Raw genomic sequence first — 24,903 nt, 5'->3', positions numbered from 1 at the left:
TTGGAATCAGGCGATGGTGATGATGCCGGTGTACATACCCATGCCGCAGGCGTAACGCAGGGTTCCCGCGGTGGGTGTGCCGAGGTCGATACGAGTGTCGCCGGATTCGGGCAGCACCGTTTCGGCGCCGCCGATGGCGAACGAGCGGACGCAGCCGGTGGCATCAGCGGAGCGCACGACCAGGGTGGTGGGGATGCCTGCCTTGATCTCCGCATTGCGGGGGCTGTATCCGCCACTCGACGCCATGACCACGACTTCCTGCTTCCCGCCGGTGACGCTAACGACGGTGGTGTCCGCGGCGGCGGGGGTGCCCGACATCGTCTCGAGAATCCTGCTGGCGGCCAGCGGTGAGCCGGCGAGTTCGAGGCCGCCGTTGAGGGTGAATAGGCCCATCGCGACGACAGCGACCCCGGTGGCCGCGGCGAGCCGGCCGCGCCACACGGTGGCCGCCTTGCGGGCGGCGTAGCCGAGGATCGCGAACATCGGGCTGGTGCCAAGGACGAAGACCGACATGATGGCGGCACCTCGCCACGGCGACCCGGATGCCAAAGCGAGCGCCTCAACGGACAAGGTCACTCCGCAGGGCAGCAGTACGGTCGCCACGCCGAGCAGGGCTGGTGCGAGCGCGGCGTGGGAACGCGTCCGGGTGCGGACCAGCCGCGTCCACGACGCCGGAGGTTCGACGACAATCCTCCGGAATCCAGGGACACCCAGCTGGGCAAGACCGAAGGTAATGATGAGCAGCCCGGCTCCGATCTGCAACCAGGTACGCACGCCTGGCGAGAGTTGCACGACACCGCCCAGTGCCCCAAGGAGAGCGCCGAGGAGGGTGTAGGCCGCCAGTTTCCCGGCCAGGAACCCGACCACCGGGGCGAGGTCGTCACCAAGTCTGCTGCCCCACCATGCGGGTTTGTCCTCGGCTGGCTCGGCTGTCGTCGAGTTCTGTTGCGAGGCAACGACCGTCCGCCCTCTTCCGGCTCCCTCTCGGAAGGCATGTTGACGGGTGATCAACCCGGCGAGCAGCCCACCCTGCACGGCGGCGCAGGAGACGCCGCCAGCGAACAGGCCGGTAAGCAGAACCGCGACGAGATTCACGAAATGTCCTCCTGGAGATGGCTTGCGCTTGTCTCGGCCGCGGCGCAGCCCCGCAATCCGGCATCTACGTACTACGATAGTAGATGGCTGTTGGCGATGTTACAGATCGATCGCGGGTGTGCCACCCCTCGGAGTTGCGCGTCGGCTCCGCCTGCGGCGTACGAGTCAATGCGTCGACGACCGATTCGAGGCGAGTCGCGATGGCGGCCAGCTGCACCAGATGCGGGTCCGGCAGGGTGGGGACCGTCACGGTCGGGATGTCCGAGGATGGCTGTGCCGCAGCGCTTTCCGCCAGGTCGGTCGATCGTCGGTCGCCTTCCTGCCGAGTGACCGGATAGGCGCTGCGGAAGCGCCGCAGCCGCAGGCTATTGGATACGACGAACACACTCGACAATGCCATCGCGGCGCCGGCGATGAGTGGATTGAGCAGCCCAAGGGCCGCCAGGGGGAGGGCGGCCAGGTTGTAGGCGAAGGCCCAGAACAGGTTGGCCTTGATCGTGCCGAGGGTGCGGCGTGCCAGGCGGATCGCGTCGACCGCGGCGCGCAGGTCCCCGCGCACCAGTGTGAGGTCGCTGGCCTCGATCGCGACGTCGGTGCCCGTGCCCATCGCCAGCCCGAGATCGGATTGGGCCAGGGCGGCGGCGTCATTGACGCCGTCGCCGACCATCGCGACCACCCGGCCCTGACGCTGCAGACGCGCGACGGCGTCGACCTTGTCGCTGGGCAGCACCTCTGCGATCACCTCGTCGATGCCAACCTCGTCGGCCACGGCCCGCGCCGCGGCGGCGTTGTCGCCGGTGAGAAGCACCGGGCGCAATCCGAGGGCGCGCAGACCGGCGACGGCCTCGCGGGAGGTGGGTTTGATCGTGTCCGCGACTACCAGGACCGCGCGGGCGACCCCACCCCAGGCGGCCAGGACGGCAGTGCGGCCCTGGGATTCGGCCTGCCGTTTGGCGGTGGCCAGGTCCGGGGGCAGCTCGATGCCGTGTTGATCGAGCAGGCTGGCCCGCCCAATCAGCACATCGCGTCCGTCGACGATCCCGCGCACACCGAGGCCTTCGAGGTTGGCAAAGTCCCGGACGGCCGGGAGGTCTGCGACCCGTTGGCGGGCCGCCCGAGTGATGGCGACAGCGATGGGGTGTTCGGAGGCGTCTTCGAGTGCGCCCGCAACGGTGAGCGCCTCGCCCTCCCCGACACCGGCACCGGTGTGTACGGCGAGCAGGCTCATCTTGCCGGTGGTGACTGTGCCGGTCTTGTCCAGCACGATGGTGTCCACGCGGCGGGTGGATTCGAGTACCTCGGGGCCCTTGATGAGGATCCCGAGCTGGGCGCCGCGCCCGGTGCCGACCAGCAGTGCGGTCGGGGTGGCGAGCCCGAGCCCGCACGGGCAGGCGATGATCAGCACCGCGACCGCGGTCGAGAACGCGGTCGCCGCCGACGCGCCCAGCGCCAGCCACACCCCCAACGTGAGCAGGGCGAGTCCGATCACGATCGGCACGAACACCGCCGAGACCCGGTCGGCGAGCCGCTGGATCTCGGCCTTGCCGTTCTGGGCGTCGGCGACCAGCTTCGCCATCTGCGCCAGCTGGGTGTCCGACCCCACCCGGGTCGCACGGACGACGATGCGGCCGCCGGCGTTGACGGTTGCGCCGACGACCGGGTCGCCCGGACCGACCTCGACGGGTATCGATTCTCCGGTGAGCATGCTGACGTCGACCGCGGAGGTGCCGTCCTCGACGACGCCGTCGGTGGCGATCTTCTCCCCCGGGCGTACGACGAATCGGTCGCCGACGCTGAGCTGGTCGGCCGGGATCCGTAGCTCCTGCTCGCCGCGCAGGACGGCGACGTCCTTGGCGCCCATCTCCAGCAGCGCCCGCAATGCCGATCCGGCGCGGCGTTTCGCGCGGGCCTCGAAGAACCGGCCGGACAGGATTGCCATGGTCAATCCGGTGGCGACCTCGAGGTAGATGTTGTCGCCGGCGGATCCGCGTTCGATGGCGAGGCTGAACCCGTGGTGCAGCCCTTCGTGGCCGGCACCGCCGAGGAACAGTGCGTAGACCGACCAGGCGAACGCGGCGAGCACACCGATCGAGATCAGCGTGTCCATCGTTGCGGTGCGGTGGCGCAGGTTCGCGAACGCGGCGCGATGAAACGGCCACGCCCCCCACACCGCCACCGGCGCTGCGAGCGTCAACGCGAGCCACTGCCAGTAGGTGAACTGCAAGGGCGGCAACATCGACAGCGCGATCACCGGCAGCCCGAGCGCGAGCGACACCCGCATCCGCTGCCGCAGCGAGGCAGTGTGCTCGTCGTACCCGTCGTGGTCGCTCGACTGGTGCGCCGAATCATCCTCAGTGGCTACCGTTTTCGGTTCGGTGGCCGTGTAGCCGGTGTCGGCGATCACGGCGATCAGATCGGCGGTCGATACCGACGGCGCGAACTCGACCCGAGCCATTTCGGTGGCGTAGTTGACCGCCGCGGTGACACCGTCGAGTTTGTTGAGCTTGCGCTCGATCCGGGTGGCGCAAGACCCGCACGTCATCCCGCCGATCGCCAACTCGACCCGCTGCGTCCCCGAGGCGCCCTCATCGACCGTCGTGCTCATGACCCGACCATAAACGTTCCAGTACGGTGGAATGTCAAGGAGGCACGATGAAGATCGGCGAACTCGCCCGCCGCGGCGGTACCACGGCCAAGACCATCCGGTTCTACGAGCAGGCCGGCCTGCTGCCCGCCCCCGCTCGCACGCAGGCCGGCTACCGCGACTACGGACCCGAGTCCATCGACCGGCTGGAATTCGTCGGCCGCGCCCAGTCCGCGGGCCTGTCGTTGCGGGAGGTCCGCCAAGTACTGGCCATCGCCGATCGAGGCGATGCGCCGTGCGAACACGTGGTCAGCACTCTGCAGGCTCGGCTCGATCAGGTGCGGGCCACGATCGCGGAACTGTCCAGCCTGGAGGCCCATCTCGGTGCGCTGCTCGACCACGCCACCACCGCCGGGCCGATCGAGGAGGCCGGCGTCTGCTGGATCCTGGAAAGCGACCTGGCCGATCCCGGGACCGCAGCCCGAGCGGCCGTCGAGGTGTGAACGAGTCCAGATCGGGGGCTCACAGGACTGCAGCGGCACACCTCTGCCGGACGGCTCAGCATGGACGAATTCTCCGACCGTGCCGCCGCGGTGTACCGATCACGCACCATGGGCGAGCTGGCTGCACTCACCGCAGACCTGCCGCCCATTCCTGAGCCGCTTCCGCCCGCCACGGGGTTCCCCGCGCTCCTTGGTGATGACACTGGTCGCGATCGGCGCCGCGCTAGCGCTGCTCGGTCTTGCCGCTGCGGCGCATGCCGGCCCGCCGATGAGCGGCCTGGGATGCGGCTAGCGCCTACTCTGACGCCGCTGCGTGGGGCCCGTACGCGGGTGACGACTCCGTCCCCGAACCGATGCTCGCGGCACCGAGGCCTTCCTCGCGGCGGAGCCTGAATGCCGCCCGGAAGGCATCGCTTGATTAGTCGTGGTCGGGATACACGATCCGCCTGGTGACGAGATGGCTTGGGTCGGTCAGGGTCTCGTCAGTGATTCGCCCCGCTTTGTCGAGGGTGAGGAGCATCGAGATCGACGCGGCAGGGTATCCGAGGGCGAGCCGGGTCGCGCCGCTGCCGCTCGAGACACGGACCGCCTGCGGGGCGCTGCCCGCCGCGTAGGGCTGCTGTGACACGAAGAACTCTGCCGACAATTCCAGCGGTGTGGGCGCACCGGCGCCCGACGCCGAGTCGCTGGTGACCGATTCGTAGACGGTGATCTGGCCAGCGGCCCCGGTCGCGGCCACGGCGCGAGCGAGGTCCTCGGCGCCCGGGCGCGTCGGCCACGGCACCAGCAGACTCACCGGCGCGCCCCGAGCGTCGTCGGCCCCGGCGGCCAGGCTCAACACGTTGTCGCCAGCGCCCCAGGCCGCGGTCGCTACGAAGCAACCCTGCCCGCAGCCGCGAAACGGCAGTGCCGCGTCGGCACCGTCGGGTCGGCCGTACCGGCCGGACAGGGTGTAGTGCCGGTCGGGTTGGGCGGCGTAGAAGTCTCCACGATGTGGTGCCGACAGCCGTACCACCAGTTGTCCGTCACTAGCGGCGACGGCCACTCCGATCTGGCCGGCGAGGGTCCCCAACGGCAGCACCGGACCTTTGGGTTCCGGTGGCGCTGGTTGCACTGCGCCCCTTGCCGGCGTCGTGGACACCAGTGTCGCGCTGAGCGCGAGCACCGCGACCAGGGTAATGCCTTCGGCGCGAATCACGCTGGGCACCTTCGAGATACGGGCTTCGTTGCGTTGGATCCTGCGCGCCGTCAAGGCCAAGGTGGTGGCGACGGCGACGAGAACGAGTTTCACCACCAGGACCCGGCCGTAATCGGTGGAGAACACCTCGGACAGCGGTAGCAGCACCAGCGCCGACACCACGCCGGTGGCGATGACGACGGCGAACGTCCACACCGCCAGCCGCATGTAGCCGCTGAGCACCCATCGCAGCGCCGCCGGTTCACGCCGCCAGGCAAGCGCCGTCAGCGTCGTCGCGACGAGGGCGCCGACCCAGATCGCGGCGGCGCCCAGGTGCACACCGGTGAGCAACGCGCCCCACACTCCGGCCACGGTATGGGCGTGCGACCGCCATCCTTCCGCGCCGACCACAACCAGCAGCGGCAGCAGGGCCCACGCTCGGCGTCGCACACCGACAACGGCCAGCGCCGCGAGCAGTCCGGCAGCTTCGACCGACAGGATTACCCCAGAACCGCCGCGCCACAAGACATTCACCCGTCCGGCCTCAGCCACCATCTCGGCCCCGAGCCCGGCCACCGCGGCCAGCGCGACCAGTAGGGCGCCGATGGTCCACGACCTCGTCGCCGGAAGCCGCGGGTTCTCGGCCCGCGCCGAGGAGGTAAACCGTTGGGCGATCAGACCGCCGAACGCGATCGCGAAGCCCCCGAACAGCAACCAGCGCAGCCCTGCGGACAGCCAGGCGATCGACGCAGCGTTGGTGCCCGACGCTGCGGCGGTCAGCGCATAGCCGACGCCGAACCGGAATTCCTCTTCGACCAGGTCGCCGTCGGTGCCGGTGGCGCGCCAGCGCACGGTGTAGCTGCCCGGCGGCAGCGGCGCGCTCGGGCGTGCGGTCACCACCTGCGCGCCACGCGCGGTTGTCGCGACGCCGATCGGCACCGTCGCGCCGTCCTTGTCGAGCAGCACGACCGCGTCGGCGCCGATGGTGACCGGCTCGTTGAACATCAGCGTGATCGCCTGCGGCGCAATCGGTACCGCGGTGTCGGCGGCGGGATCGGTGAACAGCAGCGTCGGGTGCGCCGCCGCCGTCCCGGCGGCACCGACGCCCAGCACCACCAGTGCGACCAGTACGGCGAGCACTCCCATGGCGCGGCGGACGCCGGTGGTTCTCGACTGGCGGCGCGGCGAGCGGGAAGGCCACCGAACGTGTCGAATCGTCACCGGCGTCAACACATCAACGACCGAGCGAGCAAACCGGGTGCAGTGCAGTGCCTCACGAGAGCAACCTGGCGAGGCAGGCGGCGGTCCCCGCACACGATCGTGACGCGTCGTGGAACCGGCCGTCGGAGGTGAATGTCCTTGGCGGCGAACGGTCCGGTGACCGCCGACGTCGCCGTTATTCCGAGCGGGACGGCAGCGGTCGCAATGACCGGTGTCCTCCCGGGATGCTGGAGTGCATTGCGGTCACCGGGGTTCGCGCAGTAGTGCGAGGCGGTTTCGGTATTCGTTGTCGTCGATCTCGCCGCGTGCGAAGCGTTCGCTGAGCAGATCCTGTGCGCGTGGCTGCCAGGAACCGGGCGGGCTCGCGGCGGTACCGTCCGGGTTTGTCAGATGGCGGATGGCGAGGACGACGGCGGTGATCACCGCGGTCCAGAACAAAACCATCACGACGGTCATCGCGATCCAGCTACCCCATCCCCAGCCGTTACTGCCGTACCACATCATCATCGTCTATCTACCTTTCTTCTCTTCTGTTACGAAGTCGCGCATGCGAGTTCGTGGGTGAAGCGCGTGGGGGACCACACCTGTCATTGACCACCGCCGAGCTCGATCGGCACGCCGACGAGGGAGCCGTATTCGGTCCAGCTGCCGTCGTAGTTCTTCACATCGGAGTGCCCGAGCAGCTCCCTCAGAACGAACCAGGTATGCGAGGACCGCTCACCGATGCGGCAGTAGGCGATGGTCGGCTGGGATCCGTCCAGGCCGGCGTGGGCGTAGATCGCCGTCAAATCCTCGTCGGACTTGAAGGTGCCGTCCTCGTTGGCGGCCCGACTCCACGGCACGTTGATCGCGCCGGTGATGTGACCGGCACGCTGGGCCTGCTCCTGCGGCAGGTGCGCGGGGGCCAGGATCTTGCCGGAGAATTCGTCGGGGGACCGGACGTCGACCAGGTTCTTGGTCCCGATCGTGTCGAGGACTTCGTCGCGGAACGCGCGGATCGACACGTCCGGTGCCTCGGCCTTGTATTGGGTGGCGTGACGCTTGACGGCCTCGGTGCTCAGCGGGCGAGCGTCGAGTTCCCATTTCTTGCGGCCGCCGTCGAGCAGCTTGACCGTGTCGTGGCCGTAGAGCTTGAAGTACCAGTAGGCGTAGGCGGCGAACCAGTTGTTGTTGCCGCCGTAGAGGATCACGGTGTCGTCGCCTGTGATGCCGCGCTCCGACAGCAGCTCGGAGAACTGGTCCTGGTCGACGAAGTCGCGGCGCACCGGGTCTTGAAGGTCGGTGCGCCAGTCGAGTTTGACTGCACCCTCGATGTGACCACCGTCGTAGGCGGTGGTGTCCTCGTCGACCTCGACGAATACCACGTTCGGGTTGTCCAGATTCAGCTCAGCCCAGTCGGCGGTGACCAAGACATTGTTGCGGCTCATGCAATGACTCCTCATATCTGGGTCTTATGGGGTGCTGGGTTTGCGGGCGACGAGGCGTTCGACGAGGCCCAGCTTGAACCGCTCGACACGTTCGATGTCGAGTCCGGTCGCGCGGACCTGGGTGAGTGGGCGGCGCAGGAAGTGTTCGCCCCCCCAAAGGAACGGTGACAATCTCCAGGACGCGCTGCACCACACGCGCGGGCGGCGAGGAGCTTTCGATGTGATCGACGAGGATGAGCCGTCCACCGGGTCGCAGGACTCGGGTCATTTCGGAGATGGCTACGGTGGGGTCGGGGATCGCGCATAGCCCGAATGTGCAGACAACGGTATCGAAGGAGGCGTCGGTGAACGGGAGCGCGTGGGCGTCGCCCTGTAGCAGGGTGGCGGTACGCCCAAGCTCGCCGGCCCGGGCGCGGGCGATGTCGAGCATCGGGTCGCTAATGTCGATTCCGGTCAGCGTGATGTCGTCGGGGTAGGCGCCGAGGTTGAGCCCGGTTCCGACGGCGACCTCCAGCGCCTCCCCGGTGGCCTGTCCACACGCCCAGCTGCGGGAATCTCCGAACAAGTGACGTTCGAAGAACCGCATCTCCTTGTCATAGGATCGGGACTTCTTGTCCCAGTAGCGATGCCACCGGGCTGGGTGATCCTTGGTGGATGTCATGGGCTGTTCATCTCTCTTGTCTCGACGGTCTGGCAGCGGTGGGCATTACGAACGCCAAGCTAGCGCTGAGGTGTGAAGGGGCGATGAGGACGTGGTGTGCCACCGGTGTGCATCAGGGTCGCCTCGACCGGGCGCGCCGCTGCTTGGCATGCGCACCGGGTGAACGGTCCTCTCGCCATCTTGTCGGCTCCGACCTCAATTGATGGGTGAAACTAGGAACCCATTCCCATCATCGGCTTCATCATCGCCGGCATGCCGTCATCGACGAAGCCGGAAACTTCTCGCGCGTGCGCCCGGATGGCTTGCGTCATGTCTGGATCGCTAGAGGTTTCTACCGCGACAACGCCCTTGGGAGTGAAGCTGAGTTGGCGTTGGTAGTCGGAGGCGCGGCTGAACAGGGTCGGCAGGCTCTGGCTCATGCACATCACCTCGGCACCCTGGGCGACATGGGAGTACATCGCCGACACGTGGCCCTGCAGTTGGGCAACGAGGTCGGGGGAATCCGATTCGGTGGTGGTGCGCACGCCACCGGGAATGTCCTCGACGGTGCGCTTGAGTTCAGTGTGCCGGTTGAACATCTCCATGTAGGTGCTCATCTCGGCACCCGACACACCGCCCATCATCCCTGGGCCCATCATCTGCGAGGTCGCGATGTCGTTGAACCCGTTGGGCTTCACGTCCGACAGAGGCGGACCCACGATGCTGCGGACCGCATACCCCAGGCCAAGGAGACCTCCGCCCGTGCCGAGCACGACCAGTGCCGCTCGCCTCGTCAATTTGGCCATGTCCAGTGATCTCCTGTCGTGACTCGTCCTACCTGCAGGCCCACCGCGCCCGCCCGGACTGCGCCGGCGAACGCGCCTCGGTTAGGCCAGCGCGCTACCTGTCAACCATTGCTCCCACGGCATGCTCCAGTCGCCGTTCTGCCACACTTGTAGGGGTTCCCCGCCGGTGTTGCGGACTTCGACGACGTCTCCGGGTTGGGAGAAGCCGAAGAACCATTGGGCGTTGTCGGCGTTGAGGTTCAAGCAGCCGTGCGAGACGTTGGTGTTGCCTTGCGCCCACACCGTGGCTTCGAGTTGGTGCAGGTAGACGCCGTCGGTGCTGATTCGGGTGGCGTAGCTGATGGTTTTCTCGATAGCCCAGCCGCGAGTTGATGGGCAGCCCGAAGGTCGACGAGTCCATGATCACCGGATTGGCTTTGTCCATGACGGTGTAGATGCCGGGCTGGGTCCAAAACGAGATGGTCTGCCCGCCAATCGTTTCGCTGCCACCCATTCCCATCGAGGTGGGCATCGTGCGGACCAGGGCGCCGTTGTCGTAAACACTGACCTGTTTGGTGCGGTCGTCGGCGATCGAGACGTGGGCGTTGCCGATGGTGAACCTCACCCGGCTGTCTTCTTGCCCGTAGAGGCCCTCGCCCAACGGGATTGCGTAAATGTTGGCGTTTGCGGTGACTGCCGTGCCGGGCGCGAAGTATCGCTGGGGTCGCCAGTGGGCGTTTTGGTCATCGAGCCAGTACCACGACCCGGCCACGGACGGAGACGTGGTCACCGACAGCCGCCGTTCGGCGGCTGCGCGATCGGTGATCGGCTCATCGAAGTGGGCTGCGATCACCGTGCCGATGCCGTACGTGCCGCCGTCTCGCAGCGCGGTACCGGCGGTGGTGTTGAGATAGACCTTGGTTTGATTGCCCGGTGTCAGGGTGGAGAACGTGGACACCTGAGTCACCGGCGCGCCATCGGTTCCGGCGCCGGTGGCGGTCAGGGTGTAGGTCCGGCCGTAGCCGAGGGGGACACCGGGTTTCCATACCGTGTTGTCCGGTGTCATGACGCCAACGATGCGATTGCCTTGCTCGTTGAGCATCGAGACGTCAGTGAGTGTTCCCGTCGTCGCGGTAACCGCAACGGTGCCAAGGGGATCGACGTCGCGCGCAGCCGGAGTCAGGGTGATGGTCATCGTCGCCGGAATTGGCGGCGGAAGGGTCACGACGCCCGCGGGAGCACTGGCTCTGGCGGGCGGACACTCCGCGGAGCAACCCGCCAGCGACACGCTCACCACCGTCCCCAACACCGCGAGGACCAGCAGAACGGCGCCCAGCACGATCACTCGGGCTCGGCGATCGAAGATCGAGGATAACCCCCGTGTCGAATCTGCTGACCTGGTCGCGGCCTGCTGGTCAGTGACGGTCATGGGTGGCGCCGCGCCTCGGCCTTGGACATGTACGTGGCAGCGGTGTTCAGGATTCGGGCGGGACTGTTGGCGTCCTGCTGGGCACCCGACCGCTGTCCACGTAGTCCCGAGCCCGCATCGCGCGCAGCTCCTCGCGCAGTTCGGCGATCTGCCGGTCCACTTGGCCGCCGTGTGCCGTGCCGCCCGTCGCGGTGCAGCCCCTCCCGCGCAGATGGGGCCGTACGCAGAAGAAGTAGGTCACGGTGATCGCAGCGACTGCGACGAGGCCGGCCAGCCAGGTGGGCATCATTGCCCGCCAGCAGTGTGATCGGTGGCGCGGTCGGCCTTGAGCTGTTCGATTTCGGTGCGCAGCGCGTCCACCTGCTGTCTGCTCTGGTTTTCGGTGTTGGCGGTGTCATTGCCGTGGCCGCGCATCATCATCCACATCATCAGGCCCATTCCTACCGGGCAGGCCAAGACCGCGAGCCCCAGGAACAACGAGTGCATCGTTTCCTCCTTGCCGGTGTGGACATCCGATGCCCGTCACGTGTTCTACTATCTACGTACGAACATAGTAGATCGTTTCGGTGGGCGGCGCACCCTCTGGTGGGACGCCGAGTGACATGGCGTTCACGGCCGATCACGCAGGGCTGCGAAGTTCGGCCTGCGACGCGGTCCCTGCGGATGAACCGCATCCAAACGACGACTTTCGGTCGTGTCGCGATACCAAGTCGGGATGCGTAGCGCTGCGCAGCGGCTGGGTCGCGACCGAGTGAATCGCGGTGCCGCTCAGCTCATCAGGGGGCCGCACAGGGCGAGACCGGTGGCGGCGAGCACGCCGGTGAGCATCGGGCCGCCGACCACCAGCAGTGTCGCTGCGCTCAACATCAGTTGGGTCCGCCACCGATCGCCGCGGGCCGTGGGAAGGGCTAGACGCTCGGCGCGGGCCAGCACGTCGACCCCGGTCGACCCGAGTGCGCCGCGCGGAGTGGGCGTACGACCGGATAGCGCGAGCAGCGCGCCGAGCAGCGTGGGTGAGCCGTATCGGCGGGCAGCCACGTCATCGGCACACATCTCCAGCAGCCGGGCCATCTCCCGGGACGCGGTTCTGAACAGCTCGATCCGGGGCAAGACCGCGGCCAGACCGCGGGTGAACGCCAGGATCTGGTGGTGGCGTCCGGCGAGGTGGGCGCGTTCATGGGCCAGCACCGCCCCCAGGTGTCGATCGTCGAGTGCGTCGAGGGTGGCGCTGGTGACCACGATCGTGTTCGGCCGCCCGGCCACGCAGTAGGCGACGCGCTCGGGGGCGTCGAGCACGACGGCATCCACTCCGTCGACGTGGCGCCCGACGACCCGTGCTTGTTGCGCGTGCCGGTGGGTGTGCGCCCGCGCGCGCAGCAGCGACCCGACCAGACGCCAGGCCAAGGTGATCAATGCGCCAGCTGCCACGGCGGTCACCGTGAGCAGCGCCCCCTGCAGAAACAGTCCAGCGCCGCCGGAGGCAACCTGGCGCAGCGCAGCGAAGCACGCGCTGGCAATACGTCCAGGCTGGTTCCAGTTGCGCACCAAATCGTTGGCGAGGAAGGCCGCGGCGACCGTCCAGGAGGCCAGCACGCTGCCGATCGCGGCCAGCCACGCGGCCACCCCCAGCCGTGGGGCCACACCGGTGCGGGTGAGCCGGGCCAGCGGGCGTGGCACAAGCACCGCGACCCCGAAGCTGTAGAGCAGCAGGCACGCCGCGACGCTCATTGCGCCTTCCTGGCAAGGCGTGCCAGCGCTTTGCGCAGGTTGGCCGACTCCTCGTCGGTCATCTGCTCCAGCAGATGGGTCAAGACCAGGCTGGAGTTTCTGCCCGCGTCCAACGCCTCGTGCATCAGCCGCGCGCTGTACTGCTCCCGCGTCAGGGTGGGCCAGTACGTGTATGCCTTGCCCTCGCGTTCCCTGGCCAGCCAGCCCTTGGTGTGCAGGTTGTCCATCGTCGACATCACCGTCGTGTAGGCGATCTCCCGCTCGCGCCGCAGCTCGTCGACCACGTCACGGACCGTGGTCTTGCCCTCGCGATTCCACAGGCGATCCATCATTACCGCCTCGAGGTCTCCGAACCCGCGCACACGCCCTCCCGGACTCTCGGTTCCTTACACAGGGTACGTCGGGCACCCGGCGCGTCGTTCCCACTGTTCGCGACCAACCCTAGAAAGGAAACAGGGCCACACACACCCCCGCGCTACTATCTACGTACGGACATCGTAGATGGTGGGCACTGAGAGCGCCATCGGTCGGACTGGACAGGGAAGGCTCCCAATGAGCGCACAGACCACACAGGGCTGCCGTCGTGGGTGAAGTCCTGTTGGGTACAACGCTGTTGGCGTCGTTCCTGGGCGGCGTGGTAGCCCTGCTGGCGCCCTGTTGCATCTCGGTCATGCTGCCCGCCTATCTTTCGACCGGCTTTCGCCACCGCGGCGGCGTCGTGCCGGCAACCCTGGTGTTCGGCGCGGGCGTGGCGACGGTGATCCTGCCGATCGGGCTGGGCGCGACCGCACTGAGCAGCCTGTTGCTGTCCGGGCACGTGTGGGTCTTTTCCGTCGGTGGCGTGCTGATGATTGGCGCCGGGGCGGCCACGCTGGCCGGCTGGAAAGCCACCCTGCCGATGCCCGGCGCGCGTGCGGCGAGGGAAGGCAGCTTCGGTTCGGCCTACGTGCTCGGCGCCTTCTCCGGTGCCGCGAGCGCATGCTGCGCCCCCGTGCTGGCCGGAGTGGCGGTGCTTTCGGGGGCCGCGGCATCCTTCCCGGTGGCCTTGGGGATCGGCGCCGCGTATGTGGCCGGGATGGTCACGCCGCTGGCCGTAACGGCCCTGCTCTGGGACAAACGCCGCGAGCGTGCGACGCGGCTGCTCACCGAACGCACCGTCCGGCTACGGCTCGGCCGATGGCACCGGCGGATGCTCTTGGGTAGCGCGCTGAGCGGATTGCTGATGATCACCATGGGTGTGCTCGCGGTGGTATTGGCGTTCACCGGGCCGGGCATGCCCAGCGGCGGTTGGCAGACTGAACTGTCGGCCTGGCTGCAGCACATCAGCAGCGTGGCCCTGACGTCCCTGTCCTGGATCCCGGGCTGGGTGCTGCTCGCCGCGCTGCTGGTGGGTCTCGCTGTGCTCATCCGACGTGCGCTGCGCACCTCCGCGAAACGTACGACCCTCGCCGCCGCCTCGTCCTGCTGCGCGGACGACCCCGAATCTGCAATTCCAGCAACCGCCGACACCGTCGAGGAGAACAGACGTGAGCAAGACCAACGCTAAGGCCGCGACGAAGCGCCCACCGGGACAGACGACCCGCGAAATCCAGCGTCTGCGCGGCCAAACCGCCGGGCGCCGATGGTGGATCATCGGTGGCGCCGTGGTCGTCGTATTCGCGGTCGTCGTGCTGAACCTGGTCTATCAGAGCTCCCAGGGCAAGCACGACACGACTGCCGGCGGCAGCGGCTTCAAGCATGTGGCCGGCGAGCCCGGCGCGGGCACCGCCGCGCCGGCGTTCACCCTCACCTCGGGCACCGGCGGACAGGTCAGCCTGACCGATTTCCGCGGCCGCAACGTGCTGCTGTACTTCCAGGAGGGTTTGTCCTGCCAACCGTGCTGGGACCAGATCAAAGACCTCGAACAAAACCAAGCGGCGCTGCGCGCCGCAGGGGTTGATGCGGTGGTGTCGATCACCACCGACCCAGCCAACCTGATCGGACAGAAGGCCGCCGACGAAAAGCTCACCACACCAGTGCTTTCCGACCCGAGCATGCAGGTCTCGCGCGCCTACGACGCGAACTCGTACGGGATGATGGGCGACATGCGCGACGGCCACAGCTTCATCCTGGTCGGGCCCGACGGGACGATCCGCTGGCGCGCCGACTACGGCGGCAAACCGGACTACACGATGTTCCTGCCGACCCCCAAGATGCTCACCGACCTGACCGCGGAACAGAAGTCGTGACCAATCCGGTGAAGATCACCCTGCTCACCCAGGACGACTGCGCCTTCTGCGACATCGCCAAGGAGGTGCTTCACCGCCTCGGTGAGGTGTACCCGTTGCGGGTCACGGAGATCAGCCTGGCCAGCGATCAGGGACAACGACTCGCGAGGTCGGCGGGACTGCTCTTTGCGCCCGGGGTATTGGTCGACGGTGCGCCGTTCTCCTATGGGCGGCTGTCCGAACGCAAACTGCGCCGCACACTGGACAAACATCTGCAAGAACATCCCGCCTGACCGACGTCGCCGCGGTCGCCGCTCAAGACGGCTCGTTACCCGTCCATCGCACAACAGGGGCAATCGCGCATCATCATCGCGTCACCACACCACATCAGCTGCTGTGGGCCACCATCGGTGTAGGTCACCGCGACCGGATCGGCGCCGGTGACGTCGAAGTACACCGTGCCGGTTGATGTTTGACCTTGTCCGAGGGTCGCTCCCGGAATGCCCCGAGGACTGGACAGTTGCCACAACACGGGATAGCTGCCGCCATCGGCGGTAGGGGCGCGGAAGTTGGGGATGATCGGCGTAACGGTCCCCGACACCGCCTGCACCGTCGCCGTTGCCTCCCAGAGCTGACCAGCCAGCGGATAACCCGGCGCGGCGTCGGCGCTCTTCTTGAGATCCGTCACGGTCCATTCCTGCACGACGGCATCGCCCGCATCCACCACCCGCTGATGCGACCCGAAGCCGTGCATGCATCCTTCGGCGGCCGAGGCGATCGCCGGATGACCGAAGCCGACCATCGCCGCCGCCGCGATCACTATGACACCAAATCTGCGCACTTCGTGCTCCTCTCAAGAACTTTCAAAAACTCAAAGCGGTCCTTCAGCCACGACTCACGTGCTTGTGCCGCGCCGCTTATGTGGTGCTGCGGTGACGGTCGCCTCCCTTCTGCGTCGCGATGTGCACACGCGAATCTTCTCCAGGCGGTTGATCTACTGTCTATGTACGTAGATAGTAGACGACGGAAGGAGCCGTTCGCGCTTACGGTCCCGACCGGTCTCAGAACGTGAACGACTGCGATCTGTTGCGACGGCGGAATCGTGCCCGTGAATACCTGAACCAAGTACGAAGTACGCGGATGCGCTGTAGGCCGACAGACATGGGGTAGCGATGGTGCGGTGCGGTGCGGGTGTTGTGGGCGTGCGGCGGCGAGCGGCCATCGCGATGATTGCCGTAGTGATGTCGGTAGTGGTGCTCGCGGGATGTTCGACGGGCGACGATGCGGTCGTCCAGGGAGGAACGTTCGAATTCGTGTCTCCGGGCGGGAAGACGGACATCTTCTACGATCCGCCGCAGCAGCGGGGGACGGTGGGGTCCATCTCGGGGCCGGATCTGATGACCGACGGCAAGACGACGGCGGTGTCGGATTATGCGGGCCAGGTGGTGGTGATCAACCTGTGGGGCTCCTGGTGTGCGCCCTGTCGCACCGAGTCCCCCGAATTGGAGAAGGTGTACCTTGCCACCAAGGGTTTGGGGGTGCAGTTCCTCGGTATCGACGTGCGCGATAGGCGTGACGCCGCACGCGATTTCGTGATCGACGCCAAGGTCACCTATCCCTCGATCTTCGATCCGGAAATACGCACGGGGATCGAGCTCGGACGGAATTATCCGACCAGTGTGGTTCCCACCACCCTGGTGTTGGACCGCCGGCACCGGGTCGCGGCGGTCTTCCTGCGGGCCTTGCTGGCGGAGGATCTGCAGCCGGTGGTGCAACGGGTAGCCGTCGAGCAGTGACCGGTGCAATGGCCGCGGAAGCTGATGGCGGCTTCGCGACGCTCGCAGCGAGCGGTCCGGTCGCCCTGGCAATTGGGGCAAGCGTGGCGGCGGGATTGCTGTCGTTCGCGTCACCGTGTTGTCTACCGCTGGTGCCGGGCTACCTGTCCTATCTGGCCGCGGTGAGCGGTGGCCAAGCACAGGCGGTGTCCGCGGCGGACTCGGGTCAGGCAGCTGTTGCCGATCGCTGGCGTGTGACCGCGGCAGCGGGCCTGTTCGTCCTGGGGTTCACGGTCGTGTTCGCGGCGGCTACCGCATCGGTGTTCGGCGTGATCGACGTCCTCGCGTTGAATCATGTTCTGCTGCAGCGCATTGGCGGGATCGTCACCATCGTCATGGGATTCGCGTTCATGGGTTTCGTGCCGCTGATGCAGCATGACACCCGGTTCGCACCACGCCCAATCTCCACCCTGGCAGGGGCACCACTGCTTGGCGCGGTATTCGGATTGGGCTGGACACCCTGTCTTGGCCCGACCCTTACCGGCGTGTTGTCGGTGGCAGCTGGGACCGTGGGCATCACCGCCGCACGCGGGGTGGTCTTGATCGTCGCCTACTGCCTGGGTCTGGGCCTTCCCTTCCTCGCCTTGGCATTCGGGTCAACCTTCGCGATGACCGGGATCGGCTGGCTCCGCCGCCATTCCCGCCACCTGCAGATATATGGCGGTATTGCATTGGTCGCGGTGGGGGCCGCGTTGGTCACCGGAGCCTGGGAGTTTCTCGTCAACTGGCTGCGCAGTGAGTTTGTCAGCAATGTGGTGCTTCCGATCTGACCGCACACATGCACCCGGCAGCGACCGACTCACCCAGATCGGAGTCTCAGCCCTTATGCATTGCGGTCACCGGGGTTCGCGCAGTAGTGCGAGGCGGTTTCGGTATTCGTTGTCGTCGATCTCGCCGCGTGCGAAGCGTTCGCTGAGCAGATCCTGTGCGCGTGGCTGCCAGGAACCGGGCGGGCTCGCGGCGGTACCGTCCGGGTTTGTCAGATGGCGGATGGCGAGGACGACGGCGGTGATCACCGCGGTCCAGAACAAAACCATCACGACGGTCATCGCGATCCAGCTACCCCATCCCCAGCCGTTACTGCCGTACCACATCATCATCGTCTATCTACCTTTCTTCTCTTCTGTTACGAAGTCGCGCATGCGAGTTCGTGGGTGAAGCGCGTGGGGGACCACACCTGTCATTGACCACCGCCGAGCTCGATCGGCACGCCGACGAGGGAGCCGTATTCGGTCCAGCTGCCGTCGTAGTTCTTCACATCGGAGTGCCCGAGCAGCTCCCGCAGCACGAACCAGGTATGCGAGGACCGCTCACCGATGCGGCAGTAGGCGATGGTCGGCTGGGATCCGTCCAGGCCGGCGTGGGCGTAGATCGCCGTCAAATCCTCGTCGGACTTGAAGGTGCCGTCCTCGTTGGCGGCCCGACTCCACGGCACGTTGATCGCGCCGGTGATGTGACCGGCACGCTGGGCCTGCTCCTGCGGCAGGTGCGCGGGGGCCAGGATCTTGCCGGAGAATTCGTCGGGGGACCGGACGTCGACCAGGTTCTTGGTCCCGATCGTGTCGAGGACTTCGTCGCGGAACGCGCGGATCGACACGTCCGGTGCCTCGGCCTTGTATTGGGTGGCGTGACGCTTGACGGCCTCGGTGCTCAGCGGGCGAGCGTCGAGTTCCCATTTCTTGCGGCCGCCGTCGAGCAGCTTGACCGTGTCGTGGCCGTAGAGCTTGAAGTACCAGTAGGCGTAGGCGGCGAACCAGTTGTTGTTGCCGCCGTAGAGGATCACGGTGTCGTCGCCTGTGATGCCGCGCTCCGACAGCAGCTCGGAGAACTGGTCCTGGTCGACGAAGTCGCGGCGCACCGGGTCTTGAAGGTCGGTGCGCCAGTCGAGTTTGACTGCACCCTCGATGTGACCACCGTCGTAGGCGGTGGTGTCCTCGTCGACCTCGACGAATACCACGTTCGGGTTGTCCAGATTCAGCTCAGCCCAGTCGGCGGTGACCAAGACATTGTTGCGGCTCATGCAATGACTCCTCATATCTGTGGGAATGGTTCTCGTTGCGGCATGGTCGGCGTCACCGAGTTGGGTTGGCACGGCCGAGGATGTGAGCTTGGGGCGGTGAAAACTTCAGTGGCGCATAGTAGATCCGATCGACGTCTCCGATGCTGAACCCAGCTGCGGCGATGGTGGCGGCGGTATCACGATTGAGGTGGCAACCCCCGCCGACGCGCGACCACAACGGGGTCAGGGCGTCCTGGAACAACCCGCGCAGGCGGCTGGTCGAGCGGACGTGCTCGAAGAACCTAAGCTCCCCCGTCGGTTTCAGTACGCGCCGCAGTTCTGTGAGCGCCGAGCGCGGATCGGGCACCGAGCACAGGACCAGTGAAGCTATCGCGGCGTCAAATGTGCTGTCCCCGAAGGGCAGGTCGTCCGCATGCGCAGCGATCACTTGGACGGGAATGTTGGCGTTTTCCGCAGCTTCCTCGGCGAGTGCGCGTAGTGAGTTGTCCGGTTCGATTGCCACGACCTCATCGACGGTCGACGGATAGTGCGCGAAGTTGAGGCCGTTGCCGGCTCCGAGTTCGATCACTCGTCCGCGCAGCCCGTCCAGCGCGCGGTCGCGGTGTTCGGCGGTGCCGCGTCGCTCAGATTCGGCACTGATCCGCTCATAGAGCCGAGCGAAGCGGGGATGTTGAAACTGTTCCAGGTCGGTCATGGTGCTTGCCTTTCTCTGCTATTCGCGGGTCTGGTGGTTGATTGGGCGAATCTGCGGTCCTGCCAGTTCTTCGAGGAATAGCGAATGGTCGAGTGCGATCGCGGCGATCGCGCCTTCGCCGGCGGCGATGGCGATTTGTGCCCCCGACACTGGCATGGTCGGCCGTCGAGCAAGGTCGCCAGCGGCGAAGACTCCTGGCACGCTTGTCTGACCTAGATCGTCCACCTGGATGCTGCCGTCGTCGAGTCGTTCCAGTCCGAGGTCGTCGGGGATGCTCGACGCCTGCCGGGTCGGGGCATGGCAGAACACATACCGACGCTGCAGGGTGTTTCCGTCGGCGAAAACGAGCTGCTGCAGATCGGTTCCGGGTCCCTCGAGCCGCACCACGGGTTCGGTGTGGACATTGACGCCGCGCCGTCGGAGTAGCTCGGCCTGTTCAGCGACCGGTTCCGCGGCTCCGTTGGTGCACAGTTGAACGTCGGCAGTGAACCGGGTTAGCACCAGGGCCAGCCGGATGTTCGGCTCATTGGCGCCGAGCACGGCCAGCGGTTGATCTCGGACCTCCCAGCCGTCGCAATAGGCACAGTTGAAGGCGCTGATGCCCCATCGCTCGGCCAGGCCGTCGATGGCCGGCAACTCGTCGATCACCCCGCTCGCCAGGATCACCCGCCGAGTCGCCACGGTGGAACCATCGGTCAGTGTTGCCCGAAACTCGTTCGGGTGGTTGTCGATCCGATTGACGCCGACTCGACGGCGTTCGATGGCCGGATAGGGTGCGAGCTGGTAGTCGGCGATTCTTCGTAGCTCGGCCGGAGCGATGCCGTCGCGGGAGAGGAACCCGTTCGCTGCTCGCACTTGCTGATTGCGTGGCTGCGCGAGGTCGCACAGCAGTGTCCGGCGCTGGGCCCTGCCCAGCACCAGGGCGGCGTTGAGACCCGCAGGCCCACCGCCGACGATGATCGCGTCGTACATCTCGTCTCCGTTTCTACGCTCGCGCGAAACACGGTCAGGGGCGGGTGCCGGTCCGGTCCGTGGTGGTCGCGTCGGTGGCGGGCGGGGCCGGTGCCAAATCGTGCTGGTTGGTGCCAGCCTCGAGGAATGACTGCTGACTGGGGCGGCCCTTCATGCCGCGCATCATGAAAATCATGCTGAGCGGGCAGATTGCAAGGATCAAGAACGGCAGCGCCGCCACAGCCCACCCGGGCCGTAATACAACGAGGCCGATAGCGATAACGCCGAGACCGATGAGGGCCTTCTTGTTCAGGCACATGGCGAACACTCCAGAAAGATTGAGCGCCGGGCTATCCCGGAGCAGCGGGCGTGATGAAACGGAAGGTAGCCGTCGGGTGTGAAGGATCGATGAGCATGCAGTGAGCCACCGATGTGCGTTCCCGCCACCTCGACCAATCGACCGTCGATACCCACTGCGGTAGTCGTAGCCTGCACATATGGCCCGGACGGTGTTAGTCGTCGACGACGAGGTGAAGCTGCGCGCACTGCTGCGCGACTATCTCGAAAGTGAGGGCTACACGGTGCTCGAAGCCGGCGACGGCCGCCGCGCACTCGACCTCGCCAGCGACGCCCATCCCGACCTGGTCGTCCTCGACCTTGGTCTGCCAGGACTGTCCGGTGAGGAGGTGGCGCGGCTACTACGTAAGACCAGCGATGTTCCCATCGTGATGCTCACCGCCAAATCAGGGTTGAACGACCGTGTGATGGGGCTACGCCTCGGCGCCGACGATTACATGGTCAAACCGTTCAGCCCGCGCGAACTCGTCGCCCGCATCGAGGCGGTGTTGCGCCGCGCACGCGGCTCGCAAAGCGCGCCCGAAGAGGCCGCATCCTACGGCGAGGGCCGACTGCAGATCGACACCGAGCGCCGCGAATTGCACGTCGACGGGGATCAGGTCGAACTCACCCGCATGGAGTTCGACCTACTCGCCGCGCTCGCTTCCCGCCCCGGGCGGGTCTGGAGCCGACTCGAACTTGTCGGGCAACTCCAGGGCCAGACCTTCGACGCCTACGAACGCACCATCGACGTCCACGTGAAGAATTTGCGCCGCAAGCTCGGCGACACCCCGCCATCCCAAGTGATCCTCACCGTGCCTGGTGTCGGCTACAAACTCGGAATCGACCGTGATGTGGACCGGAATGGGTGAGCTGCTGCGCGGCCGCTTCGCTCGCCGCCTCGCTCTGGCCTTCGCCGCGCTGGGCATCGGCACGGCAATGCTGACCGCCGTGCTTGTCAACATCGCATTCAATGCCCGGTTCCACGATTACCTTGCCGAACAACAGAATTCGAGGCAGGCTCAACTGGTCTCGTTGTTCGCCGCCAACTACGCCGCCGCCGGCGGCTGGAACACCCGTTCGCTGGACCAGCTCGTCCCCACAGTCACGATGACCGGATCCGAAGCCGCACTGGTCGACGCCGCAGGGCACACTGTCTGGCCACTGCCCGGCGCCGACGTCGATGCCGCCACCTTGGCCATGCACCGGGAAATGATGGGCACTGGCGACCTTGGCCCACCCCGCGAGCTACCCGTCTTGTCGAACGGACAGCGGGTGGGCACGCTGCAAGTCCGTGTCCCTCAAGGTGTGATCCCCGCTGTGGACAAGAACTTCCAGGCCTCCGTCAACCGGCTGCTGGGCTGGGGAGCCTTCGGTGCCGCGGTGCTTGCCACAGCGATCGGTCTGTTCACAGCGCGCCGCGCCACCGCCCCCATCAACGAACTCACCCACGCCGCAGACGATTTGGCCGCGGGGCAACGCGACCGCCGCGTCACCACCATCCCCGACAACGAGATCGGCCGACTGGCAACCGCTTTCAACACCATGGCCGACCGTGTCGAGAAGGAAGATCAACTGCGCCGCTCCTTCGCCGCTGATGTGGCCCACGAACTGCGCACCCCACTCGCCATCCAACGCAGCCAGCTCGAAGCCATCCAGGACGGGATCAACACACCCACCGAGGACGTCATCACCTCCCTACACGAGGAAACACTGCGCCTTGGGCGTCTCGTCGACGATCTGGAAACCCTCGCGTCAGCCGACGCCGCCGCCTTCACCCTCCAACTCGAACCGCTCTCATTGGCCCAGCTCGTACAGGACACGGTCACCGCCCTTGCCGGCTCCTTCAGCGAAGCAGGACTCGCCGTGCACACCGACCTCGACGACCTCACAGTCCACGGGGACCCGATACGGCTACGGCAGATCCTCACAAATCAACTCACGAATGCGATCAAGTTCGTGCCGACCGGCGGCACAGTGACCATCACCCTCCAACAGGACGGCGACTGGACCGTACTGAACGTGACCGACACCGGCCCCGGCATCGACGCCGACGACCTCCCTCACATCTTCGACCGCTTCTTCCGCACCCGCACCGCCCGCGCCGATGGGTCCGGCATCGGCCTCGCCGTCGCTGCCGAACTCACCGCCGCCCACGGCGGCACCCTCACCGCCACCAGCCAACCCGGCTACGGCACCACCTTCAGCACCCGCCTACCCGTAGCCCAACCCATCGACGCTGCCGGCCTCAAAGAGGCAACATGACGAAGCGATGCCGGGCTGTGGCGATCCTGCAGGCCAAGCAGGCCGCGCTCGGCCTCATCGATGCGGGGCTCGACTGCCGCCATGGTGATCTGGCCACCTGCCCGCACTTTCCGGCGCTGGCCGGACGGGTGGACCGACCGTCGACCCTGACCGAGGCGATACTGAGTTGATGGGCAGCGTCTCGGGGGCCAACCGCCGAGCCGGCTGGCCTCTGCTGCGGGTCGAACCGGTCGACTCGCACCCGTGGTGGACCTGGCTCGCGCTGCTGAGCACGGCGATGATCGTGGTGCTCGCAGTGGCGGGACTGCCCCCGGTCGATCTGCACGGCCCGTTGCATTGGCTCGGCATCATGGACCCGCTGTGTGGCGGCACCCGCTCGATGTACCTGACCATGCACGGTCACCCGGCCGACGCGGTGCACTACAACCCCGCCGCGCCCCTTGTGCCCGTCGCGACGTTCGTACTCCTGGTTCGGGCAGTAGTGGGCCGACTGTACGGGTGGTGGATCACCCCAGTGATGCCGCGCCGTGTCGTCTTCGCCTGCTGCGCCGCGATCGTGATGATCGCGTTGGTGGCGTTGGAGATACACCAACAGTTGAATGCTGAATTGCTGACCAGCCGCTGGCCCACCTGACGGTGGTCAAGGCACGGACCGATAGCTCAGCACGTCTGCCGGAAGGGAGGTCTTGTGAACGCGATAGGACATGCACTGTCGTTGGCGGGCTCGATGACATGGGAAATCCTGTGGGCGTTGATCCTTGGCTTCTTTCTCTCCGCCGTCGTGCAGGCTGTAGTGCGGCGCGCCACCGTCATTCGACTGCTCGGCGACGACCGTCCCCGCACACTCGCCATTGCCGCCGGGTTCGGGATCGCCTCCTCGTCGTGCTCCTATGCGGCGGTTGCGTTGGCAAGATCGCTATTCCGTAAGGGCGCCAACTTCACCGCGGCGATGGCGTTCGAGATCGCGTCGACCAATCTCGTCATCGAACTCGGCGTGATTCTGGCGTTGCTGATGGGCTGGCAATTCACCCTCGCCGAATTCGTCGGCGGCCCGATCATCATCGTTCTGATGGCCGTGATGTTCCGGATCATTCTGCGGGAGAAGCTGTTACGCGACGCGGCAGAACAGGCGGACACGGGGTTGGCCGGATCGATGGAGGGCCACGCAGCGATGGACATGTCGATCCAGGCCGAGGGCTCCTTCTGGCGACGGCTGGCCTCGGCGCAGGGAGCGACGGCGGTCGCGCACGTGTTCGTGATGGAGTGGGCGGCGATCTGGAAGGACCTTGTCGCCGGTTTGCTCATCGCCGGCGCGATCGGCGCCTGGGTCCCAAATGCGTTCTGGCAGGGGCTGTTCCTCGACCAACATCCGCTGCTTTCGGCGATCTGGGGGCCGCTGATTGGACCGGTGGTCGCGATCGTCAGCTTCGTCTGCTCGATTGGCAACGTCCCACTGGCCGTCGTTTTGTGGAGCGGCGGAATCAGCTTCGGTGGGGTCGTCTCGTTCATTTTTGCCGACCTGCTGATCCTGCCGATCCTCAATATCTACCGTAAGTACTACGGGATGAAGATGACGCTGGTGATCACCGGCGTGTTCTACCTGGCGATGGTCGGTGCGGGGTATGTCGTCGAACTGCTCTTTGCCTCAACCGGATTGATACCCGATCGCGCCGACGCGCAGATGCCCGACGAGGGCATCACCTGGAATTACACCACTTGGCTCAACCTCGCTTTCCTTGTACTCGCGGTGTTGCTCGTGTGGCGCTTCGTTCGAACCGGCGGCGTCGGGATGTTGAAAATGATGGGAGGAGCCCCCGACCACGACCAGCACCACCAGCATCCGCCGGCCGTCAACGGAACGACCACACACGACACCGGCGATTCTCCGCACCAGTCAGATGGCGACGACCAGCATTGACGCTATCCGCTGCAACGCGTGAGTCGACGCGCTCGCCGTGGCAGCTTGGCGACGAAGAAGCAGGTGATGGGAGGGGATCTGAGGCTCC

The 24,903-nt window shown here is 66.5% G+C and carries 28 protein-coding genes and 2 pseudogenes; 12 read left to right on the top strand and 18 right to left on the bottom strand.

All coding sequences use genetic code 11. From position 1 onward, the window contains the following. Positions 1 to 6: 6 nt before the first annotated feature. Complete coding sequence (locus tag HNP02_RS08250) at positions 7 to 1,095, bottom strand: sulfite exporter TauE/SafE family protein (RefSeq protein WP_184437036.1); 1,089 nt, start codon at positions 1,093 to 1,095, stop codon at positions 7 to 9. Between the two features lie 64 nt (positions 1,096 to 1,159). Then, the gene (locus tag HNP02_RS08245) at positions 1,160 to 3,700 is read right to left on the bottom strand and encodes a cation-translocating P-type ATPase (RefSeq protein ID WP_184437034.1); all 2,541 of its coding nucleotides are present in this window, start codon (positions 3,698 to 3,700) and stop codon (positions 1,160 to 1,162) included. 47 nt (positions 3,701 to 3,747) lie between these two features. On the opposite strand from HNP02_RS08245, the gene HNP02_RS08240 reads away from it, so the two are divergent. Beyond that, positions 3,748 to 4,182: a heavy metal-responsive transcriptional regulator gene (locus HNP02_RS08240; protein ID WP_184437032.1), complete on the top strand. Its 435-nt coding sequence runs from the start codon at positions 3,748 to 3,750 to the stop codon at positions 4,180 to 4,182. Positions 4,183 to 4,209: 27 nt separating this feature from the next. Beyond that, positions 4,210 to 4,314: pseudogene (locus tag HNP02_RS43990) on the top strand (DUF1707 domain-containing protein); the annotation flags it as partial. Between the two features lie 286 nt (positions 4,315 to 4,600). Here the strand turns inward: HNP02_RS43990 and HNP02_RS08230 are convergent. The 10 genes and pseudogenes from HNP02_RS08230 to HNP02_RS08185 all read right to left on the bottom strand — a co-directional run bounded on the left by HNP02_RS08230 (position 4,601) and on the right by HNP02_RS08185 (position 12,951). Beyond that, positions 4,601 to 6,580, bottom strand: a complete 1,980-nt coding sequence (locus tag HNP02_RS08230) for a copper resistance protein CopC (RefSeq protein WP_309241472.1) — start codon at positions 6,578 to 6,580, stop codon at positions 4,601 to 4,603. Positions 6,581 to 6,823: 243 nt separating this feature from the next. After that, the gene (locus HNP02_RS08225; RefSeq protein WP_184437740.1) at positions 6,824 to 7,081 is read right to left on the bottom strand and encodes an SHOCT domain-containing protein; all 258 of its coding nucleotides are present in this window, start codon (positions 7,079 to 7,081) and stop codon (positions 6,824 to 6,826) included. Between the two features lie 86 nt (positions 7,082 to 7,167). Beyond that, positions 7,168 to 8,007, bottom strand: coding sequence for a sulfurtransferase (locus tag HNP02_RS08220; protein ID WP_184437014.1), 840 nt, complete (start codon positions 8,005 to 8,007; stop codon positions 7,168 to 7,170). After that, positions 7,967 to 8,668, bottom strand: coding sequence for a class I SAM-dependent methyltransferase (locus tag HNP02_RS08215; RefSeq protein ID WP_255506322.1), 702 nt, complete (start codon positions 8,666 to 8,668; stop codon positions 7,967 to 7,969). The genes HNP02_RS08220 and HNP02_RS08215 overlap by 41 nt, the downstream gene beginning before the upstream one ends. 212 nt (positions 8,669 to 8,880) lie before the next feature. After that, positions 8,881 to 9,453, bottom strand: coding sequence for a hypothetical protein (locus HNP02_RS08210; RefSeq protein ID WP_184437028.1), 573 nt, complete (start codon positions 9,451 to 9,453; stop codon positions 8,881 to 8,883). Between the two features lie 81 nt (positions 9,454 to 9,534). After that, positions 9,535 to 10,861, bottom strand: a pseudogene (locus tag HNP02_RS08205) (Ig-like domain-containing protein). Between the two features lie 46 nt (positions 10,862 to 10,907). Further along, positions 10,908 to 11,147, bottom strand: coding sequence for a hypothetical protein (locus tag HNP02_RS08200; protein WP_221317329.1), 240 nt, complete (start codon positions 11,145 to 11,147; stop codon positions 10,908 to 10,910). Further along, positions 11,147 to 11,347, bottom strand: a complete 201-nt coding sequence (locus tag HNP02_RS08195; protein WP_184437024.1) for a hypothetical protein — start codon at positions 11,345 to 11,347, stop codon at positions 11,147 to 11,149. Before HNP02_RS08195 ends, HNP02_RS08200 begins: the two co-directional genes overlap by 1 nt. Positions 11,348 to 11,629: 282 nt before the next feature. Further along, positions 11,630 to 12,589, bottom strand: a complete 960-nt coding sequence (locus HNP02_RS08190; RefSeq protein WP_184437022.1) for a M56 family metallopeptidase — start codon at positions 12,587 to 12,589, stop codon at positions 11,630 to 11,632. Continuing rightward, a complete protein-coding gene (locus HNP02_RS08185; protein WP_309241471.1) occupies positions 12,586 to 12,951 on the bottom strand; it encodes a BlaI/MecI/CopY family transcriptional regulator in 366 nt (121 codons plus the stop codon). The genes HNP02_RS08190 and HNP02_RS08185 overlap by 4 nt, the downstream gene beginning before the upstream one ends. A 221-nt stretch (positions 12,952 to 13,172) precedes the next feature. On the opposite strand from HNP02_RS08185, the gene HNP02_RS08180 reads away from it, so the two are divergent. Genes HNP02_RS08180 through HNP02_RS08170 form a run of 3 tightly spaced genes read left to right on the top strand, consistent with a single transcriptional unit; the run spans position 13,173 to position 15,089 of the window. After that, entirely contained in the window at positions 13,173 to 14,135 is a 963-nt protein-coding gene (locus HNP02_RS08180) for a cytochrome c biogenesis CcdA family protein (protein WP_184437020.1), read from the top strand. After that, complete coding sequence (locus HNP02_RS08175) at positions 14,116 to 14,817, top strand: peroxiredoxin (RefSeq protein WP_221317328.1); 702 nt, start codon at positions 14,116 to 14,118, stop codon at positions 14,815 to 14,817. Before HNP02_RS08180 ends, HNP02_RS08175 begins: the two co-directional genes overlap by 20 nt. Then, positions 14,814 to 15,089: a thioredoxin family protein gene (locus tag HNP02_RS08170; RefSeq protein WP_184437018.1), complete on the top strand. Its 276-nt coding sequence runs from the start codon at positions 14,814 to 14,816 to the stop codon at positions 15,087 to 15,089. The genes HNP02_RS08175 and HNP02_RS08170 overlap by 4 nt, the downstream gene beginning before the upstream one ends. 35 nt (positions 15,090 to 15,124) lie before the next feature. On the opposite strand, the gene HNP02_RS08165 is transcribed toward HNP02_RS08170, so the two are convergent. After that, a complete protein-coding gene (locus HNP02_RS08165) occupies positions 15,125 to 15,598 on the bottom strand; it encodes a DUF1942 domain-containing protein (RefSeq protein WP_184437744.1) in 474 nt (157 codons plus the stop codon). 424 nt (positions 15,599 to 16,022) lie between these two features. On the opposite strand from HNP02_RS08165, the gene HNP02_RS08160 reads away from it, so the two are divergent. Beyond that, entirely contained in the window at positions 16,023 to 16,592 is a 570-nt protein-coding gene (locus HNP02_RS08160) for a TlpA disulfide reductase family protein (RefSeq protein ID WP_184437742.1), read from the top strand. An 8-nt stretch (positions 16,593 to 16,600) separates the two neighbouring features. Then, positions 16,601 to 17,401 carry a cytochrome c biogenesis CcdA family protein gene (locus HNP02_RS08155; protein ID WP_184437016.1) on the top strand — a complete coding sequence of 267 codons (801 nt, stop codon included), beginning with the start codon at positions 16,601 to 16,603 and terminating at the stop codon, positions 17,399 to 17,401. A 66-nt stretch (positions 17,402 to 17,467) separates the two neighbouring features. Here the strand turns inward: HNP02_RS08155 and HNP02_RS08150 are convergent, their stop codons facing one another. From HNP02_RS08150 to HNP02_RS08130, 5 genes are all read right to left on the bottom strand, one after another. Next, positions 17,468 to 17,725, bottom strand: coding sequence for an SHOCT domain-containing protein (locus tag HNP02_RS08150; RefSeq protein WP_184437740.1), 258 nt, complete (start codon positions 17,723 to 17,725; stop codon positions 17,468 to 17,470). An 86-nt stretch (positions 17,726 to 17,811) separates the two neighbouring features. Next, positions 17,812 to 18,651, bottom strand: a complete 840-nt coding sequence (locus HNP02_RS08145) for a sulfurtransferase (RefSeq protein ID WP_184437014.1) — start codon at positions 18,649 to 18,651, stop codon at positions 17,812 to 17,814. Between the two features lie 52 nt (positions 18,652 to 18,703). Next, on the bottom strand, positions 18,704 to 19,345 hold the full coding sequence (locus HNP02_RS08140) for a class I SAM-dependent methyltransferase (RefSeq protein ID WP_184437012.1): 642 nt from the start codon (positions 19,343 to 19,345) through the stop codon (positions 18,704 to 18,706). Positions 19,346 to 19,363: 18 nt separating this feature from the next. Next, positions 19,364 to 20,317, bottom strand: coding sequence for an NAD(P)/FAD-dependent oxidoreductase (locus HNP02_RS08135; protein WP_184437010.1), 954 nt, complete (start codon positions 20,315 to 20,317; stop codon positions 19,364 to 19,366). Between the two features lie 34 nt (positions 20,318 to 20,351). Then, on the bottom strand, positions 20,352 to 20,615 hold the full coding sequence (locus HNP02_RS08130) for a DUF2933 domain-containing protein (protein ID WP_184437008.1): 264 nt from the start codon (positions 20,613 to 20,615) through the stop codon (positions 20,352 to 20,354). Positions 20,616 to 20,793: 178 nt separating this feature from the next. Between HNP02_RS08130 and HNP02_RS08125 the strand changes: the two genes are divergently transcribed. Genes HNP02_RS08125 through HNP02_RS08105 form a run of 5 tightly spaced genes read left to right on the top strand, consistent with a single transcriptional unit; the run spans position 20,794 to position 24,815 of the window. Then, a complete protein-coding gene (locus HNP02_RS08125; RefSeq protein ID WP_184437006.1) occupies positions 20,794 to 21,504 on the top strand; it encodes a response regulator transcription factor in 711 nt (236 codons plus the stop codon). Then, positions 21,485 to 22,897 carry an ATP-binding protein gene (locus HNP02_RS08120; RefSeq protein WP_184437737.1) on the top strand — a complete coding sequence of 471 codons (1,413 nt, stop codon included), beginning with the start codon at positions 21,485 to 21,487 and terminating at the stop codon, positions 22,895 to 22,897. The genes HNP02_RS08125 and HNP02_RS08120 overlap by 20 nt, the downstream gene beginning before the upstream one ends. Continuing rightward, positions 22,894 to 23,067 carry a hypothetical protein gene (locus HNP02_RS08115; RefSeq protein ID WP_184437004.1) on the top strand — a complete coding sequence of 58 codons (174 nt, stop codon included), beginning with the start codon at positions 22,894 to 22,896 and terminating at the stop codon, positions 23,065 to 23,067. The genes HNP02_RS08120 and HNP02_RS08115 overlap by 4 nt, the downstream gene beginning before the upstream one ends. Beyond that, a complete protein-coding gene (locus tag HNP02_RS08110; RefSeq protein ID WP_184437002.1) occupies positions 23,067 to 23,531 on the top strand; it encodes a DUF2752 domain-containing protein in 465 nt (154 codons plus the stop codon). Before HNP02_RS08115 ends, HNP02_RS08110 begins: the two co-directional genes overlap by 1 nt. 21 nt (positions 23,532 to 23,552) lie before the next feature. Then, a complete protein-coding gene (locus HNP02_RS08105; protein ID WP_309241498.1) occupies positions 23,553 to 24,815 on the top strand; it encodes a permease in 1,263 nt (420 codons plus the stop codon). The last annotated feature ends 88 nt before the right edge of the window (positions 24,816 to 24,903 follow it).

This window comes from Mycobacterium sp. AZCC_0083 (assembly GCF_014202335.1).
Classification (GTDB): Bacteria; Actinomycetota; Actinomycetes; order Mycobacteriales; family Mycobacteriaceae; genus Mycobacterium.
Note: the sequence above shows the minus strand (reverse complement) of the source record. Positions and strands in the feature narration are given on the sequence as shown.